Genomic DNA, 18,206 nt, shown 5'->3' with positions numbered 1-18,206 from the left:
GCCGCCACGACCGGCGGCTCATGTGGTGCACCCGGTGATCGCGGTCCTGGATGGCGGACCACGATCACCGGGTGCATGTGCCGTCTCAGGCGTGGCCGTGCATCGTGAGGACGACCGCCTCACCGGCGCCCAGCGTGATCCGGGCGTGCCCTGCGGAGGTGGTGCCCACGGTGGGCTGGAATCCGGGCCAGCTGCCGTCCGCCGACACGGCCCGGCCGTCGATGCGTACGCCCGGTGCGTCGAGGGTGCGACCCGCGCCGCTCGGGTCGTCCGGGGTCATCCGGTCGAGTTCGTACCTCGCTCCGGGCGCCGCCACGTCGACCGACGTCGGCTGGTCACCCTTGTTGATCAGGAACAGCCGTCGCTCGGACGCGCCGCCGTCGACGCGCCAGGCCTTGACCTGCCCGCCCTGCGCGGCGTTGACCGTCACGGGCACCGGCCGGAGCCCGGTGGTGCCCTGCGCGAACCGGGAGAACAGCAGCAGCGCGTAGTACTCCGGCGCCGGGGCCGGCGATCCCATGGCCGGTGACGGGTCGAAATTGACCGCGTTGTAGTAGCCGTTGCCCTCCTCCGGGTGGAAGAACGCCCGCACCTCGGCGTTGTGGAAGTTCACCCCGGTCGCGCCGGTGCCGCACGTCGCGTTGACCGACGGGGCGTGCGGCGGCTGGGGGCAGGCCGCGTTGAACATCGCGTCGAGCGCCCAGACCGCGCTGGCGGCGACGTCGCTGACGCCCGGGGCGCCGCGTCCGGCGGCGGTGTTGAGCTCCTCGACCCGGTAGGCGAGGCCGTGGCGGGCCGCCTCGTCGGCGTGGGTGTAGACCTGGTAGTTGAAGTTGTCCAGCCGCTCGTCGGAGAGCAGGGCCGGGATGGTCGGGCAGCGGTACGGGTCGGTGGCGCAGGTGCGGGCCAGCGGGTAGAAGTGGTCGGCGGCCCAGGGTCCGAAGGCGCCGGCCTTCGCCTTCGTCGGCCCGGCGGTGGCGTCGAGGATGGCCGGCCAGTCTGCGAAGAAGCGCGTCTGCACGCTGCGGTCGGCGATGCTCTGCCAGGGTGAGATGGGCTCGCTGGTGTTCGGCGTGACGAGCGGGTACGGCCCGGTGACGTCCGCGCCGGTGTAGGCGGCGAAATCGCCCAGGTACTCCGGCAGGTCGTACCCGTAGGAGAGGTCCGGCTCGTTGCCGAGCGATACCGCGGCGATGTATTCGTCGGCACCCGCGAACGCTGGCTTGACCCCCTGCGTGACGAACGCCTGGGCGTGCTCGGGACCGCGCCAGGGACGGCCCGCGGTGGCCGGCGCCATCGCGGTGCCGAGGGTCACGGCCCAGCGGGGAATGCCGCCGCCGTCGGCGTTCGCCGCCTCGAGGGTCGCCCGGATGTCGGCGAGGTCCTCGGGCGTGATCACCTCGTTGGTGTTCGTCGCGGTCGCGTCGAACTGCATCACGTCCTGCGACGAACCGCCGATACGCAGCGAGCCCGTGTCCAGGTTGCGGAGCAGGTTGACGAAGGCGGGCCGAGCGCTCGGCCCCATGTACCGTTCGATCAACGACCACTCGACGCTGAATCCGACGAAGTGCGCGGGGACGGACCCGCCCCCCACCATGCGCCGCGGGTCGAGCCGTACGGACGCGTGGGACTCGCCGGGATCGGCGGATGCGGCGACGCTCACGCCGGGACAGGCGAGCACGGCCAGGGCCACGACCGCGGCGGCGCCACGGGTCGGATGTCTTCTCATACGGGTACGCCTTTCAGGTGCGAATTCAGGACAGGACGAGCGCGGCGAACCGCCAGTACTGGCCGGCGTTGTCGGCGGCGAAGTCGAGGTCGACGGTCCGCCCGTCCGCGCCCCCGTCGACCGGGAACGTCAGCCAGGTGAACTGCCCGGTGGCGGTCGGGCTGGCCAGGTGGGCGAGGGTGCGTCCCGCGCTGGACACCGTCATCGCGTCGGCGGGGAAACTGGCGTCGCCCACGAGCAGCGCGACCTGGTGGGTGCCGGCCGGCACGGCGAGCCGGAGTGTGGCGGGCACCTGCCCGGTCACGATGTCGCGGCGCAGGTCGTCCGGGCCGCCCCGGTCGCGGGACTGCGGCCCGGTGCCGATCCAGCCGTACCCCCGGGCCGGGTCCCAGGCATCGGACGGGGACACCCGGTGGTACGTCGGCAGCAGCGGGCTGGTGACCGTACCGGCGTCGAGCGCGAGCGCGACCCGATCACCCCGCGGCGTGGTCACCACCGCTGCTTCCGGCCGGCCGTAGAGCGCGTCGGTCGCCGTCACCACCGCGGCGAGGGTCGCCATCTGCGGCGACGGCGCGGGCGTCACGGGGACCGGGATGCTCACCTTCGCGAACGCCGGCACCTCCCGCGCCACGGCCCCCGACGTCCAGCCCTCCGGTACGGCCAGCCGTGCGTCGACCGACACCGGACGGTCGGTGCCGTTGGCCACGGTGACCACGGCCTGTCCCGCCTCACCGGCGAACAGCGGCTGGCCGGGAACCGCGAGGTCCTGCACCGACACGTGCCCGGAGGCCCGCACAATCAGGTTGTCGACGTACGTCGGGACGACGGGTGGCGCGGTGCCGCCGCCGACCGCCTGCACCGCCACCTTCGGTGACCCGGCGAGGCTCGCGCTTCCGAGCCGATACCAGTACTGGCCGTCGCTCGAGTACTCCGCGGCGACGTCGGTGCCCCGGCGTACCAGGCGCAGCCGGGCCGACCGCCCGTCGTACGGCACCGACGACCGGGCGCCGACCTTCCCACCCGACTCGGTCAGAATCTCCAGCGCGCGCCGCCCGTCGACCCAGCCGAGGTCGGCCTTCACATAGTTGTCGTCATCGACGTACGCGTAGAGCCCGACCTGCTGGAAGTCCGCGGAGAGGTCGGGTGCCTCGACAGTGGCGGCGGCGGTGAAGTCGGACTGTGGCGTGTCGGTACGCAGGAACAGGTTCCGCCCGTCGCCGCCGGCCCCCGTCTCGCCGCCGCGCAGCGTCGACAGCCGCAGCGCGCCCGGCCGGTCCTGCAGGCTCCACCCAGAGTCGTCCGGGCGCACGATCTGCCAGCCGGGGTCGAGCGTGCCGGACGGGAAGTCGTCCCCGGCCGGGCTGGTGACGCTGTCGAGGCTGCGGACGGTGAAGGGCACTGGCAGGGCCTCGGTGTCGCTGTCGACGACGGCCCGGACGAACCCGGTCGAGGAGACGTGCTCGGCGGTGAGCGTGCCGGTCAGCGTGACCTCGACGGTGGTCTCGCCGCCGACGGGCACCGTGAAGGGCACCGGCTGGGCGGCGAAGCCCGGCGGGGGCTCGACCACCACCGTCCCGTGCCCGCCGTGGCCGAGCGCGTCCACGATCGTCACCCGCTGGCGCAACGACGCCGGCCGGTCGAGTGGCGCCGCGAGGACGCTGGCCCGCGCGATCCGCACCGGCGAGAACATCACCCGCCAGCCGAGCTTGTGCTCCCGCTGGTAGGTGTCGAGGCCCTTGGTGTGGAAGGGCGGGACGGGTTCCGGGTTCTGCCCCGAACCCCAGGTCGGGGTGCACCAGAACTCGGTGGAGGTCCAGTACATCTTGCCGATGAGGTGCGGGCGGTCGTGCAGCAGCCGGTTGTGTTCGTCGACCAGATAGGCCTGGTAGTACTCGGTGCCGCGATCCAGGCCGGCGCGCTGGTGGACGGCTTCCGCCCCGTACTCGCTGAGCAGGATGGGCTGGCCGGTCATCTTCTGCAACGCGTCCAGATGCGAGGTCAGGCTCTCCAGCGTCGAGTACCAGCCGGCGTAGTAGTTGGTGGCGAAGAAGTCCTGGTAGGGATACGCGCGGTCGCGGGTGTGCCGGTGGGAGACCTGCGTGTAGAGCCGGGTCGGGTCGAGGCTGCGCCCGTGGGCGATGACGGTGCGCACGTAGTCCACCGCGCCGTCGGTCTCGGTGGCATTCTCGTTCCCGACCGACCAGGCGAAGAGGCTGGGGTGGCTGCGGTCGCGGCCGATCATCCGGGCCAGCGTCCGCTTGCCGAACTCCTGCACGTCGGCGCGGCCGAGGAAGGTTCCCGGCTGCGAGCTGATGTTGTTGATCTCCTCGATGACCAGCAGTCCGTACCGGTCGGCGGCGTCCAGTTCCGCAGGGGTGGTCGGGTAGTGCGCGGGCCGGAAGATGCGGAAGCCCTTGTCGTGCAGCCGCTTGATCTCCCGGTCGGCCAGCCCGTCCGGCTGGGTACGACCCAGCCCGGCGTAATCGGCGTGCCGGTTGAAGCCCGGCAGGTCCTTGATCGGCTTGCCGTTGAGCAGCAGGTCGAGGCCGTCGACGGCGACGGTGCGGAAGCCGGTCTGCTCGACCAGTTCCCGCCAGGCGGCGTCACCGAGGGGGCGCAGGCGCACCGTGTACAGGTTCGGGTGGTCCAGGTCCCACAGCGCGGGAGCGGGGACGTCGAGCGTGATCGGTGTGGCGCCGCCGCCGCCGGCGGGGATCGTGGTGGTCACCCGCGTCGGGCCGAGCACGCGCCTGCCGTCCGGCCCGTCGACCGTCAGCATCGCGGACACCTGCTGCCGAATGCCGCTTGCGTTGACCCCGGTCGGGCGTACGGTCAGCCGACCGGACGCGGTGCCCTCGGCCCGGGTCTCGGTCAGGGCGACGGCGGGGGAGCGCTCGAGGCGTACTTCCTGTAGGAGGCCACCCCAGTTCCAGTACAGGCCCTGGACCGGGCGGGCGTACTCGCCCATCTCCGAGACCCGGTTGTCGACCACCACCGCGATGGTGTTCGTCCGGGCGCGGACCGCGTCGGTCACGTCGAGCCGGGTGGGCAGGTAACCACCGGTGCTGGTGCCGACATCGACGCCATTGACGAAGTACCGGCAGGTCCAGAAGCACGACTCGAAGACCAGAGCGGTCCGCTCACCCGGGTCGGGCGCGTCGAGGTCGATGGTCCGCCGGTAGACCCCGAGCACGCCGTTGTCGTCGTTCCAGCTCGCCCGTACCGCCCCGAATGAGTCGGGTACCACGATGAGCGGCCAGTTGCCGGCGTCGTGCTCGGGCCGGACCGCCGGCGGCACGGCGCCGTCCAGTGCCCCGGCCGGCAGTTCGGAGGCGGTGGAGAAGCGCCAGCCTCCGGTCAGGCGGGTGCGGCCCGGCCCGGCGGGCGGGGCGGTCGTCACGACCTGCTTGGTCACGGTGAGCGTGCCCGACGGGGTGTCGGCCTCGGCCCGGAGATCGTGTGCCCCGTTCGGGAACCACGTCGCGTCCGTCGCGGTCGCCCAGGTCGGCGCGGTCTTCGTCTGTCGCGCGTAGAGGTCTGTCAGCTCCGACAGCTGAACGTCGTCCAGGTAGAACCGCACAGCAGTGGTCCCCGGTGGGGCCGTGACCTCGAGATCCACCGTGCCGCTGAGCCGGCGGCCGCTCGGGCTCTTGAACCGGAGTGCCGGGTCGGCCGCGTCGGCGCCACCGACGGGTGCGACGAGCACCAGCGCCAGCGCGACGATGCTGGCGGACAGGCAGGCGACGATCGTTCTGGGTAGCCGGATCCTCATGACAGCGTCCTCGCGGGTGTAGTGGTCCGGGCGGTCCCGCGCACCGGTCAGGTGCCGTCGCCGTCCCGGGCGGTGGCAGGCTCCTGAAACCGTTTGCGGTTATCTGATGGCAACAAAAGGCGACGCCCCCGTCAATGCGTCCAGCGGGATGAAACAAGTTTCAGAAGCCAGCCACTCCAGCGGCCGTCACCCCTTCTACCGGCTGTTTCCGCCTCACTGTTGAAGGAGACCGCCGGGTTGTGGGAGTGGCATTGAAACAAGTTTCAGGCTTGTAACGCATTGACCCCCGGCCAAGTCTTTGGTGTCGTGAACGTCGGACCGCAAACGATTTCAGGTCCGCGCCGCACCGCCTTGAGGAGAGAACATGGCGCCACCACTCACGGATCCCGCCATCACCCGACGTGGACTCTTCGGCCTGGGCGCGGCTGCCACCGCCGCCACCACCCTCGCCGGCGTGACTCCGCCCGCCCGGGCGGCGGAGCCCGGCGGACCCGGACCGGCCCCTGACGCCGCCGCCGACCTCCTGCGGCAGTGGCGGGAGGCCCCCGGCTGTCATCCGCTGCTCCCGGACATCACCGCCGCCGGCTACCGGCTCGGCCGGCGACCGCCGCGGCCCGCGGTCGCCACGAAGGTCACCGACTTCGGTGCCCGTCCGAACGGGACGGACTGCACGGCGGCGTTCAACGCCGCGGTACGGCAGGCAGGGGAGCAGGGCGGGGGCGTGGTGCTGGTGCCCCCGGGGACCTGGACGCTCTCCGGGCCGGTGTGGATGCACTGGTCGGGGGTGGTGCTCAGGGGAACCGGCCGGGACGCCACGGTGCTGCACTTCACGCGCACCCTCGACGACGGCTACCGGCCGAACCGCCAGTCCAACGGCAACAGCCGCTGGTCCTGGACCGGCGGGCAGATCTGGTTCGTCGCGCCCGAGCGGCGCGCCCGCTCGGAGGCCGAGGACTACGCGGGCACCGAGGGATGGCTGCTCGGTGACGTGCTCGCCGAGGTCGGCGCGGCGTCCCGCGGCCAGCGAACCCTGGTGATCTCCGGCACCGACCGGCTGACGGCCGGCGACATGGTCGTGCTGGAGTGCCAGAACCCGCCGGACGCGAGCCTGCTGCAGCACCTCGCCGGCGACGTACCCGGCACCCGCGACTACGACTGGCCCCGCTCGGCGCCCCAGCTCGTCACCGGATCCGGCGGGCAGTACGTGCAGTACGCGACCCTGCAGTGGCCGGTGCGGGTGGAGGCGGTGCTCGGCGAGCGTGTCGTCCGGCTGGCGCAGCCGCTCAAGTACGATCTCCGGCCCGGCTGGCCGGCGCGGCTGCGCGCGATCGGGCCGACCGTGAGCGACGCCGGCGTCGAGAACCTCACGATCCGCAACGAGCTCGTGCCGCAGACCGCGCACAACCGGCATCCGGGTTCCAACGGGGTGTGTTTCCAGGCGGCGCACGACTGCTGGGCCCGCGACGTCCGCGTGGAGAACTGCGACCTCGGTTTCGGGCTCACCACTGCCAAGTCGGTCACCATCACCGGGGTCGCCGTCGGCGGGCGGGCCGCCCACCACAGCTTCGCCTGCCGCATGCAGTCCACGGACAACCTGGTCGAGGACTTCGAGATCGAGCGGTTCACCGTTCCCGTCGCTTCCGGGGCGATCCACCACGGCCTCAACGTCGAAGGCCTCTCGGCCGGCAATGTGTACCGCGGCGGGCGCATGGCGGAGGGGACGTTCGACACCCACCGGGCGCTCCCGTTCGAGAACGTCCGGACGAACATCACGCTGGAGAACAACGGGCGGGTGGGCGGATCAGCCGCGTCGGGCCCCCTCTTCGGCGCGCGGATGGCGCACTGGAACGTCCGGATCACCAACAGCCGCCCGTACGCGATCACCATCGCCGACGTGGCGCCGCGCAGCGCGACGGTCGGCGTGCAGGGCGTCGAGGACACCGGCAGCGGCCTGGCCCGCGACTTCTCCGGCGACCTGGAGTCGCTGCTCGCCGACCACGGATCGGCCCCGTCCGTCGAGGACCTCTACCTCGCCCAGCGCGGACGGCATTAGCTTCCGCCACCTGCCTGAGGAGGACCGAGATGCGCGACGTCACAGGTCGAGGGCCGGCGAGCCCCGGCTCCGGTGGCCACCGGCGGCTGCGCCGGTGCCTCGTCGTGAGCGCCGCGGTCGCGGCGCTGGTGCCGTACCCCGGTAGCGCAGCCGTCGCCGGCGACGCCGCACCGGCGACCACCGAACTGACCATCACCGCCAGCGTTGACGAGCACAGCGCCCGGCTGTCCGACGACTTCCAGGGGTTCTCTGTAGAGTCGGCGGACTTCGCGCACGGCTTCCTGACCAGGGAGCGGATGGCCGAACGGCTGCGCACGCTGGGCCCCGGTGTGCTCCGGTTGGGCGGCTACTCGATGGACCTGGTCTGGCCGGCCTTCGGGAAGTGGGCCGACGTGCCGGCCCCGCCGGAGGCGATCGGCGGCACCGTCGACCAGGCCGACCTCGACCACCTCAAGCAGCTCCTGGACGCCTCCGGCTGGAAGGTCACCCTCGGCGCCCCGCTGAAGACGGTCGTCGACCCGTCGAAGATCAAAAACCCGCTGCGGGACCCGTCGCCGGACGTGAGCCTCGAACAGGTGGTCGCCGAGGTGAAGGCGGCGCACGACACCCTGGGCGATGACCTGCTGGCCGTCGAGCTCGGCAATGAGTACGACAACGTCACCACCCTGACCGGCGGGGAGATGTGGGAGACGGCCAAGCGCTACCAGGCCGCCATCAGCACCGCGGTGCCGCATGCTCGGCTGAAGATAGCCGGGCCCTCGCCCAGCGGCGCGAAGAGCAGCACCAGGGAGGACGAGTTCGTGACCGCCGCGCTGGCCGACGGCTCCGTCAAGCCGCAGCAGGTGCTCGCCGAGCTGTCCTCGCACTGGTATCCGTGGAGCCACTGCAGCGGCCGGACCATGACCATCCAGCAGCTGATGTCCGCGGAGACGCACCTCAACACCCGGGCCAAGCTGGCCGGCATGCGGGCGGTCAGCGCGCGGCTGCACGGCACCGTCCCGTCCACGATCAACGAATCGAACAGTGCCTCGTGCAGCGGGATGCCGGGAGTCAGCAATTCCTACGCCACGGCGCTGTGGTCGCTGGACTACCTGCTGCAGGGCGCGCGGAGCGGCGTCGACCGGGTGCAGTTCCACACCAACACCGCCGCCGTCTGCGGCGACTTCAAGCCGCGTGAGTCCGCCGACTATCCGATTTCGTACCGCTACTACGGCGCGTTCTGCGCGGCCGATCCGGCAGCGCTGGATGCCGGGCAGCTCTCCGCCAACGCCCTCTACTACGGGATCTGGGCGTTCCGCCAGGTGCCCACCGGCAAGTTCGTCGACCTGGACCTGCCCGACACCGCCCTCGACCGGATTCGCGCGTACGCCGTCCTGGGCCGCGACGGAAGCCTCACCGTCGTCCTCATCAACGTCCAGGATCCCGCCGCCGCCGACAGCACCGGCGACACTGTCGCGCTGAACCTGCCCGCGGCCTACCGCACCGCGCGAGCCGTGACCCTGCGAAGCACGGCACCCGGCGGGCTCGCGTCCCTCGACGCCGGCCGCATCACCCTCGGCGACCAGCAGATCTCACCCGCCGGCACCGCCACGGGCACCCCACGCCCGGGCACGGTGCCGGTCGACCAGCGGTCGGCGGCGGTCACCGTCGCGCCCGGCACCGCGCAACTCGTCACCTTCTCGCACTGACCGGTCAGACGCCCCCGACCATCCACGACGACGGGAGCCACACCATGCAGAGTCAAGTGCCGGACGGAGTCCACCCGTCCCGGGGCCTGAGCCGGCGCACCCTGCTCGGCGGCCTCGGGCTCACCGCCGCCGCGACGATGGCCGGGGCTCGGAGCGGCCGCGCGGCGGCGGCCGCCCCCGACGGCGGCCCGCTGAGTGTGGTGGTGTCGACGGCCCCGGCCGGCCGCGGAATGCCCCTCGTCGGCTACAACACCGGTCATTTCATGCCCGGCAGCAACACCAGCGCCTGGCTGGCGTACTCCCGCGTCAACGCGGTCCGCTTCTTCGCGTCCTTCGAGGACTGGTGTCCCGACGAGGCCTTCGACCCGGGCGCCGGGATCGCCGACATCGATGCGTTCGACGTGGCGAAGGACGAACTGCGCCGCAGCCCTGAGCAGAACCGCTTCCTCGACTGGGCACTGCTGCGCGAGGTGTTCGAGCACCACGTCTACTCGAGCACCAACTTCTACCGGCTCAACCACCAGCTCGCCGAGCTCAAGCGGCTCGGCATCACCCCGATCATCGAGGCCGCGCAGCTGCGCTGGAACAGCCCGTGGTCGGGGCTGTGGCAGCAGTGGCAGAAGCACTACGCGCTCACCTACCACCTGGCCCGGGACCACGACGTGGAGCGCTTCAACTTCGTCAACGAGCCCGACCACCCCAGCGCCGCCAAGGACATCGTTGACCAGCAGATCTACATCCGCGGGCTGCAGATCGCGTCGGACGCCGTGCGATGCGCGATCGCCGACGTCAACCAGCGCTACGGCAGGCGCCTGCGGCCCCTCGTCCACGCGCCAGTCGTCACCCACGTGTCCAGTTCACGCGGGAACGATCACATGGACGCCGACCCCGACGCCGATGCCCGCGACGACCGGTACGGCTGGGGCGAGATCTCGCTGCGGAACCTGCGCACCGACTACCACGGCACCCAGGTGGACTACGACATCTTCCACGTGTTCGACACCCACCAGTACAACAAGACGGCGGACGTCTACGCGTACGAGTTCGCGATGATGCGGCAGCGGATGCGGGAATACACCCCGACCGGCGCGGAGCTGCCCATCGTCTACTCCGAGTTCAACCGCCGCAACACCAGCGCGTTCGAGACCAGCGGAGACGATCTCGACACCCCGTTGATCTACTGTGACCTGGCTCGGATCTGGGGCGAGGCGGTCACCGCTCAGGCCGAGGGCATGATCGTGTTCAAGTTCCAGGACACCATGCGCGCCAACGGCATCCCGTACGGCACCGGCTGTTACCACGTCGAGCACAGCGGCGTCTACGACATCCATGGCTCCACGAAAGCCGCCGAGGTGAACCGCCTCTTCGCGAAGGGCTTCGCCGGCCAGCAGCGCCGGCTGCTGCACGCCGTCACCGGGGACGGCGGGACGATCCCGGTCAGCCGCGACCAGCGGACCCGCTGCCACCACCTCTGGCTGCCCCGTGCCAGTGGCGGCCCCGCGGGTTCCGTCTCCCTGGACCTCGGCGGGCTGGGCCTCGGCGGGGGCGAGGTCGTCGTCGAGGAGGTGAGCCCGACGTACAGCGGAGGCATCACGACGGTCGTCCCGCTGCCCGCCGACGGCAGGATCACGCTGACCCAACCCGCCGAGGCCGTCTGGTTGATCACCGTGGCCGACCCCGGCGAGTCACGCTCGATCAAGGCCTACGCCGACGCCTCGGTGAGCCAGGCCGCCCAGCCCTCCGGCGGCGCCGAGCAGAGCCTCGCCATCGCCCTTGACCCAGGCGGCGCCTCGGCCGTGAGCTACCTCGCCTTCGATCTCGGCGGCGGGCCGGCAGCGCGCCGGGCGGTACTCGAGATGCACGGCCGCAGCACGGACGGGGCCCCGCTGACCGTCATGGCGTACGTCATGACGGAAACGTCCTGGACCGGGCGCGACCTGACCTGGGAGTCAGCGCCGTACCTCGACCCGGACGCGGTCCGGCCCACCTCGGTGGGCGACCGGCTCCACCCGGCCGGTCAGCTCACGGCGACCGGTGCCACCGGTCCCATCCGGCTCGACGTCACCGACGCGCTGCGCCGCGCTCGCGGCCGTTCCCTCGCGTTCCTGCTGATCCGGGAGCGGAAGCGGGGCGAGGACACCGCCGACGACGGTCGGCGCCTCGAGCTCTCGGGATGTGCCGCGCCCGCGCCGGACCTGCGCCCCCGACTGCGTCTGTACCGCTGACGCCACCAACCGTCCACCACTGCGAGGAGAACCATGAAAACCTACGGCATCGCCGCTCCGGGTCGCGGCGCCCGCGCCGCCACCCCTGTCCCTGTACGGCGAAGCTTCCTGCGCCGGTCGCTGGTCGCCGGAGTGCTGGCGACCGGTCTCGTGGCGGCCGGCGGCCTACCCGCGACCGCTGACGACTCCGCCGCGACGACGGACCTCACGCTCACGGCCACCGTCGACGGACGCAACGCGGTGCTGGGTGGGGACTTCCAGGGCTTCTCGGTCGAGTCCGCGGACTTCGCGCACGGCTACCTCACTCGGGAAAGGATGGCGGAGCGGCTGCGGACGCTCGGTCCGCACGGTGTGATCCGGCTCGGCGGCTACTCCATGGACCTGGTGTGGCCCGCCTTCGGCACGTGGACCGACGCGCCGGCCCCGCCCGAGGCGATCGGCGGCACGGTCGACCAGAGCGACCTGGACCACCTCAAGGAGTTGCTGGACGCCACGGGCTGGAAGGTGACCCTCGGCGCGCCGCTCAAGAAGATTATCGACCCCTCCAAAATCAAGAACCCGACGCGGGACCCGTCGCCCGACGTCAGCCTGGAGCAGGTGGTCGCCGAGGTGACGGCCGCGTACCGGACCCTGGGCGACGATCTGCTGGGGGTGGAGCTGGGCAACGAGTACGACAACGTCACCACGCTGACCGACGCGGAGATGTGGGAGACGGCGAAGCAGTACCGGGCCGCCATCGACGAGGCGCTGCCGCACGCCCACCTGAAGATCGTCGGGCCGTCGGCCAACACCGCGAAGACCAACACCCACCTGGAGGGATTCGTCTCCGCCGCACTGGCCGACAAATCCACCCAGCCGCGGCAGGTGCTGTCGGAGCTGTCTTCGCACTGGTACCCGTGGAGCCACTGCGGCTCCTCGGTGATGACAATCGGCCAGCTGATGTCCCCGCTCACCTACACGAACACCCGCAGCAAGCTGGCCGGCATCATGGCCGTCGACGACCAGCTCCACGGCACGATCCCGATGACCCTCAACGAGTCGAACAGTGCCTCGTGCAGCGGGATGCCGGCGGCGAGCAACTCGTACGCCACGGCGCTCTGGTCGCTGGACTACCTCCTGCAGGCGGCGCAGAGCGGCGTCGACCGGTTGCAGTTCCACACCAACACCACCGGCGTCTGCGGCGACTTCAAGGCGCGTGACTCCGCCGAGTACCCCATCTCCTACCGCTACTACGGTGCGTTCTGCGCCGCGGACCAGGCGGCACTCGACGCGAACGAGCTGTCGGCGAACCCGCTCTACTACGGCATCTGGGCGTTCCGGCAGGTCCCGCAGGGCCGGTTCGTCGACCTCGATCTCGCCGATGAGCACCTGGACAAGCTCCGTGCGTACGCGGTCAAGGGAAGGGCTGGCACGCTGACCGTGGTGCTCATCAACGTCCAGGACCCGGCTCATGCGGACAGCACGCAGGACGCGGTGACGCTGAACCTGCCCTCGGCGTACGGCACCGGAAGCCAGGTGACCCTGCGCAGTGCGGCCCCGGAGGGCCTGGCCTCGCTGGACGCCGCGCAGATCTCCCTCGGCGGACGGACCGTGTCGCCCGCGGGAGTCGCCACCGGCCCGCCGCAGTCCACCGCCGTTGCGGTCGATCACCGGTCGGCGACGGTGACCGTCGCGCCGGGCACCGCGCAGATCGTCACCTTCTCGCACTGAGCAACGGGACCTGGACCGCGATCCCTCGGCCGGTCCCGCTGCGGCGGGACCGGCCGACCCACCGAATCCTGTTTTCATCCGATCCCGGGAGGGCGCGATGACCACGGAACACAGCAGGCGGAACGTCCTACGGTGGGCGGCGGTCACCGGGGCCGCCGCCGCCCTGACGCCGCTGCCCGGCGGCCGGGCGTCCGCCGACCCGACGCCCAGCGGAAACCCTTGGGCCCGCGCCCAGTACATCAGCGCCAAGGTACGACGGCCGCACTTCCCGGACCGCTGGTTCGACATCACGGGCTACGGCGCGGTGGGTGACGGCGTCACGGACTGCACGGCCGCCATCCGGCGGGCCGTCGCGGAGTGCCACGCCGCCGGCGGCGGACACGTGGTGGTGCCGGCCGGGCGCTTCCTGACGGGGCCCATTCACCTGCTCAGCAACGTCGACCTGCACGTCACGGCCGACGCGGTGGTCCTGTTCAGCCAGACCCCGGCCGACTACCTGCCCGCCGTGTTGACCCGGTTCGAGGGCGTCGAACTCTACAACTACTCGCCGCTGATCTATGCGTACGGGCAGGAGAACGTCGGTGTCACCGGCTCCGGGGTTCTGGACGGCCAGGCGGACACCGCGCACTGGTGGCCGTGGAAGGGCAAGCCGGAGTACGGCTGGCGGCCCGGCGACCCCAAGCAGGACGACGCCCGGGCCCGGCTGCTCGCGATGGCCGAGCAGGGGGTGCCGGTCGAGCAGCGGGTGTTCGGCGAGGGGGACTACCTGCGGTCGTCGTTCATCGAGCCGTACCGGTGCCGCAACGTGCTCATCGAGGGGGTCACGATCGTCCGGTCCCCGATGTGGGAGATCCACCCGACGCTGTCGACGAACGTCCTCGTGCTGGGGGTGACGGTCGACTCGCACGGCCCGAACAACGACGGCTGCGACCCCGAGTCCAGCCGGCTGGTCGTCATCCGGGACTGCACCTTCGACACCGGTGACGACTGCATCGCGATCAAGTCCGGGCGCAACGCCGACGGGCGCCGGCTCGCCGTACCCAGCGAGGATCTCCTGATCGAAGGCTGCCTGATGCGGGACGGCCACGGCGGCGTGACCATCGGCAGCGAGATGTCCGGTGGTGTACGTAACGTGTTCGTCCGCAACTGCGAGATGTCCAGCCCCAACCTGGACATCGCCCTGCGGTTCAAGACGAACTCGATCCGCGGCGGGTTCATCACCGGCTTCCACGCCCGGGACATCCGCATCGGGGAGGTCGCCAGCGCGGTGATCGACATCAACTTCTACTACGAGGAGGGGCCCGGATACGGGTTCAACCCCGTTGTCGGCGACATCCACGTCCAGGACCTCACCGTCCGGTCGGCCGGTCGTGCCCTCAACCTGCGCGGTTACCCCGACGCGCACATCGGGACGGTGACCCTCACCGACGTGGACTTCGGCACCACGAGCCGGGCTGATGTGGTGGAGAATGTCGACAACCTGGTGCTGCGCAACGTGGTGGAGAACGGGGTGCCGCTCGGCCTGGCCTCGGCGTGACGGCCGCCGCTCGACGCCGGGCCGGGGTCGAGCGGCGGGTCAGGCGCTGGTCAGCAGGCCGCCGGCCGCCCGGACCTGGTCGACCGCCCGGTGCAGCGCCGCCACGATCCGTTCCTCGGTGTCGGCCCCGAGCCTGGCCACCGGCACGGAAAGGCTGATCGCGTCGATGGCGGGGGACCGCAGGGGTACGGCCATCGCGACGCAGACGATGCCCTCGGTGCTCTCCTCGCGGTCCGCCGCGTAGCCCCGCTGCCGGATGCCGGCCAGCGCGGCGTGCAGCGCGTCCGGCGTGGTGAGCGTGTGCCGGGTCAGGGCGGGCAGCGGCCAGCTCAGCAACTCGTCGACCTCGTCGTCGCCGCGCTCGGCCAGCAGCACCTTGCCGAGTGCCGTGGCGTGGGCCGGCAACTGCCGGCCGATGGCGCTGTACAGCCGCAGGGGGTGTACGGACTCGCGCTTGGCGAGGTAGACGACGTGTGGCCCGTCGAGGCGCCCCAGGTGGACGGTCTCGCCGAACTGCCGGGAGAGGTCGTCGAGCACCGTGCCGAGCACGCCCATGGCGTCGTCCGCGGTGAGGTACGCGGCGCCGACCTGCAGCGCGCGGATGCCCAGCCCGAACCGGGTGCCGGTCAGGTCGCTCTCCACCCAGCCGCGCTGGGCCAGCGTGCGGAGGATGCCGTGCAGGCTGCTCTTAGGGATGTCGAGGGCGCGGGCCAGGTCGACGAGGGAGCGCCGGTGCGGCGAGGCGGCGAGCGCTTCGAGCACCTCCAGCGTCCGGCCGGCGGACTTCACCGGGAGGAACCCGTCGGGCGAGGTCATGGCGGCCACTTTAGCGGGGTTGACAGGGCGATGGACGTCGATAGGGTCAAGTATGTGACTAGCGTTCGCCATTCTGAACAGTCCGATCCGGAGGCCGGTGGCGTGGTTGCGGCCGTCGGAGCCGGTCGGATCCTGCCCGTGGTCGTGCTCGACGCCGCCCGCGACGCCGTCCCGTTGGCAGCGGCGCTCGTCGACGGGGGCCTGCACAGCGTCGAGGTCACCTTCCGCACCGACGCCGCGGCCGAGGCGATCCGGAACATGTCGGAGCGGCCCGACCTGCTCGTCGGCGCCGGAACCGTGGTGACCCCGGCCCAGGTCGACAGGGCGGTCGAGGCCGGTGCGCGGTTCGTCGTCAGCCCCGGCTTCGGCCCGGCCGTCGTCCGGCACTGCCAGCAGCTCGGGATACCGGTCTTTCCCGGCGTCACCAGCCCCACCGAGATCATGATGGCGCTCGACGCCGGCCTCGACAGCGTCAAGTTCTTCCCCGCCGAACAGCTTGGCGGCCTCGGGATGATCAAGGCGCTGGCCGCGCCGTTCCGCTCCGTGCGGTTCATCCCGACCGGCGGGGTGAACACCGACAACCTCGCCGCCTACCTGGCCCACCCGGCGGTCCTGGCGGTCGGAGGCACCTGGATGGTCGCCCCGGAGCTGATCACTGCCGGACGCTGGGACGAGGTCACCCGGCGTACGTCGGCCGCGGTGTCGGCCGCCCGGACCGGACCGGAGGCGTGAGATGCTGCGGATTCGACCCGCCGACGACTGTCGGTACGACATGGTCTCGCTCGGCGAGATCATGCTGCGCCTCGACCCCGGCGAGGGGCGGGTGCGCACCACCCGCAGCTTCCGGGCGTGGGAGGGCGGCGGCGAATACAACGTCGCCCGCGGCCTGCGCCGCTGCTTCGGCCTCCGCGCCGCCGTGGTCACCGCCTTCGCCGACAACGAGGTGGGCCGCCTGCTCGAAGACCTGGTCCTCCAGGGTGGCGTGGACACCTCGTTCATCACCTGGATGCCGTACGACGGAACCGGCCGCACCGTGCGCAACGGCCTCAACTTCACCGAGCGCGGTTTCGGCGTACGCGGGGCCGTCGGCACCTCTGACCGTGGGCACACCGCCGCGAGCCAGCTGCGTCCCGAGGACGTCGACTGGGACCACCTGTTCGGCACGCTGGGGGTGCGCTGGCTGCACACCGGCGGCATCTACGCCGCCCTGTCCACCACCACCCCCGACACCATCGAGGCGGCGATGCGGTCCGCCCGCCGGCACGGCACCATCATCTCCTACGACCTGAACTACCGGCCCAGCCTCTGGCAGGCCATCGGCGGGCAGCCGCGGGCGCGGGAGGTCAACCGCCGGCTCGCCCGCTACGTCGACGTGATGATCGGCAACGAGGAGGACTTCACCGCGTCGCTGGGCTTCGAGGTGCCTGACACCGACGGGTCGCTGTCCCACCTCGAGGTGGCCAACTTCGAGCGGATGATCCAGGCGGTCACCAAGGAGTACGACAACTTCGCGGTCGTGGCCACCACCCTGCGTACGGTCCGCAGCGCCACGGTCAACGACTGGGGCGCGATCGCCTGGTCAGCCGAAAGCGGCTTCGTCGAGGCCACCCACCGGGCCGGCCTGGATATCCTCGACCGGGTCGGCGGCGGCGACAGCTTCGCCTCCGGACTGATCTACGGACTGCTGAAGACCGGCGACCTGGCCACCGCGGTGGAATATGGCGCGGCGCACGGAGCCCTGGCCATGACCACCCCCGGCGACACCTCGATGGCGAGCCTGAAGGAAGTCGAGTCGCTCGTCCTCGGCAGGGGCGCTCGCGTGCAGCGGTAGTGCCCTCGGTGCCAGCGTGGCCGCAACTCGGCCCGCTGTCGGGCGGCCCGGCGGATGTGGGACCACCTGTCTGGAGGTCGCTCGCCCGTGGCCTCGAATTGCCCGTGTCAGCCAGGCCCAGCAGCCAGGGGGCCAGCCTGCGGCGTTGAGCCAAAGTCGCCAGCTCGTGCGGGTGGTCCGTTGCTCGCGGTGCGTGCCGGAGGACGAGCTGCGCTCGGAGCCGGACCAAGGGGTCGTCGAGGTGGCCGACCTGGCAGGCATACGTTCCGTCCGCGCGCCGCCGTCAGCCGTAGTACTCGACCAGGCAGAACTCGTGGTCCTCGGGGTCGGCCATGACGACGACCACGCCCTCCTCGTAGTCGTGCCGTTCACCGGTGAACCGGCCACCGAGATCGACGACCGCCGTCATGGCCTCGTCGATGTCCGCGACGGTGATGTCGAGGTGGATCCGCACCTTGCCGGTCTGCGGCTCGGCCACGGGCTGGAACACCAGCCGCGGCTGCGGGTCACCGCGCTCGCCGAGGTAGACCCAGCCCTCCTGGGACGGGCCGGGCTCGCGACCGAGCAGGGCGCTCCAGAACCGGGCCACCCGTTCCGGGTCGAGACAGTCGATCGTGACACCGGACCAGACGTTCGCCATCCGCCGATCCTGACTCATCCAGGCGGGGAAGATCGAGGCCCCCACCGAAGTGGATCTCTGCCGTAGCGTGCGCTGATGCGTCGCCACGTACCACTGACCCTGCTTCTCGCACCGCTGCTCGTCACCGCGTGCACCACCGATCCGGCCGCCCCGGCCGGATCGGTGGTGCACGCGGTGACGAGCAGCGGTGCGAGAAGCAGGGTCA

11 protein-coding genes are annotated in these 18,206 nt (G+C 71.5%); 7 read left to right on the top strand and 4 right to left on the bottom strand.

What is annotated here, in order from left to right; translation table 11 throughout:
* Positions 1–85: 85 nt before the first annotated feature.
* Entirely contained in the window at positions 86–1,729 is a 1,644-nt protein-coding gene (locus F8274_RS11285; RefSeq protein ID WP_151462247.1) for a hypothetical protein, read from the bottom strand.
* A gap of 25 nt (positions 1,730–1,754) precedes the next feature.
* Entirely contained in the window at positions 1,755–5,501 is a 3,747-nt protein-coding gene (locus F8274_RS11280; protein WP_151462246.1) for a glycoside hydrolase family 2 TIM barrel-domain containing protein, read from the bottom strand.
* A gap of 364 nt (positions 5,502–5,865) precedes the next feature.
* On the opposite strand from F8274_RS11280, the gene F8274_RS11275 reads away from it, so the two are divergent.
* From F8274_RS11275 to F8274_RS11255, 5 genes are all read left to right on the top strand, one after another.
* Positions 5,866–7,554, top strand: a complete 1,689-nt coding sequence (locus tag F8274_RS11275) for a glycosyl hydrolase family 28-related protein (RefSeq protein WP_151462245.1) — start codon at positions 5,866–5,868, stop codon at positions 7,552–7,554.
* Between the two features lie 29 nt (positions 7,555–7,583).
* Positions 7,584–9,242 carry a glycosyl hydrolase family 79 C-terminal domain-containing protein gene (locus tag F8274_RS11270; RefSeq protein ID WP_151462244.1) on the top strand — a complete coding sequence of 553 codons (1,659 nt, stop codon included), beginning with the start codon at positions 7,584–7,586 and terminating at the stop codon, positions 9,240–9,242.
* 44 nt (positions 9,243–9,286) lie between these two features.
* On the top strand, positions 9,287–11,467 hold the full coding sequence (locus F8274_RS11265; protein WP_151462243.1) for a DUF2125 domain-containing protein: 2,181 nt from the start codon (positions 9,287–9,289) through the stop codon (positions 11,465–11,467).
* A 33-nt stretch (positions 11,468–11,500) separates the two neighbouring features.
* Positions 11,501–13,177 carry a glycosyl hydrolase family 79 C-terminal domain-containing protein gene (locus tag F8274_RS11260; protein ID WP_151462242.1) on the top strand — a complete coding sequence of 559 codons (1,677 nt, stop codon included), beginning with the start codon at positions 11,501–11,503 and terminating at the stop codon, positions 13,175–13,177.
* Between the two features lie 97 nt (positions 13,178–13,274).
* The gene (locus tag F8274_RS11255; protein WP_151462241.1) at positions 13,275–14,714 is read left to right on the top strand and encodes a glycoside hydrolase family 28 protein; all 1,440 of its coding nucleotides are present in this window, start codon (positions 13,275–13,277) and stop codon (positions 14,712–14,714) included.
* 39 nt (positions 14,715–14,753) lie between these two features.
* Here the strand turns inward: F8274_RS11255 and F8274_RS11250 are convergent, their stop codons facing one another.
* Positions 14,754–15,530, bottom strand: a complete 777-nt coding sequence (locus F8274_RS11250) for an IclR family transcriptional regulator (RefSeq protein WP_151462240.1) — start codon at positions 15,528–15,530, stop codon at positions 14,754–14,756.
* Positions 15,531–15,560: 30 nt separating this feature from the next.
* Here F8274_RS11250 and eda point away from each other — a divergent pair, with 30 nt between their 5' ends.
* Together eda and F8274_RS11240 are read left to right on the top strand one after the other, a co-directional pair.
* Complete coding sequence (gene eda / locus F8274_RS11245; RefSeq protein ID WP_151462239.1) at positions 15,561–16,262, top strand: bifunctional 4-hydroxy-2-oxoglutarate aldolase/2-dehydro-3-deoxy-phosphogluconate aldolase; 702 nt, start codon at positions 15,561–15,563, stop codon at positions 16,260–16,262.
* A 1-nt stretch (position 16,263) separates the two neighbouring features.
* The gene (locus F8274_RS11240) at positions 16,264–17,361 is read left to right on the top strand and encodes a sugar kinase (protein ID WP_151462238.1); all 1,098 of its coding nucleotides are present in this window, start codon (positions 16,264–16,266) and stop codon (positions 17,359–17,361) included.
* Positions 17,362–17,644: 283 nt separating this feature from the next.
* On the opposite strand, the gene F8274_RS11235 is transcribed toward F8274_RS11240, so the two are convergent.
* Positions 17,645–18,001 (bottom strand): VOC family protein, encoded by a 357-nt coding sequence (locus tag F8274_RS11235; protein WP_151462237.1) that lies wholly within the window; start codon positions 17,999–18,001, stop codon positions 17,645–17,647.
* Positions 18,002–18,206 lie beyond the last annotated feature (205 nt).

This window comes from Micromonospora sp. AMSO31t (assembly GCF_008868175.1).
Classification (GTDB): domain Bacteria; phylum Actinomycetota; class Actinomycetes; order Mycobacteriales; family Micromonosporaceae; genus Micromonospora.
The sequence above is the reverse complement of the archived record's forward strand: the minus strand, read 5'-3'. Positions and strand labels throughout refer to the sequence as shown.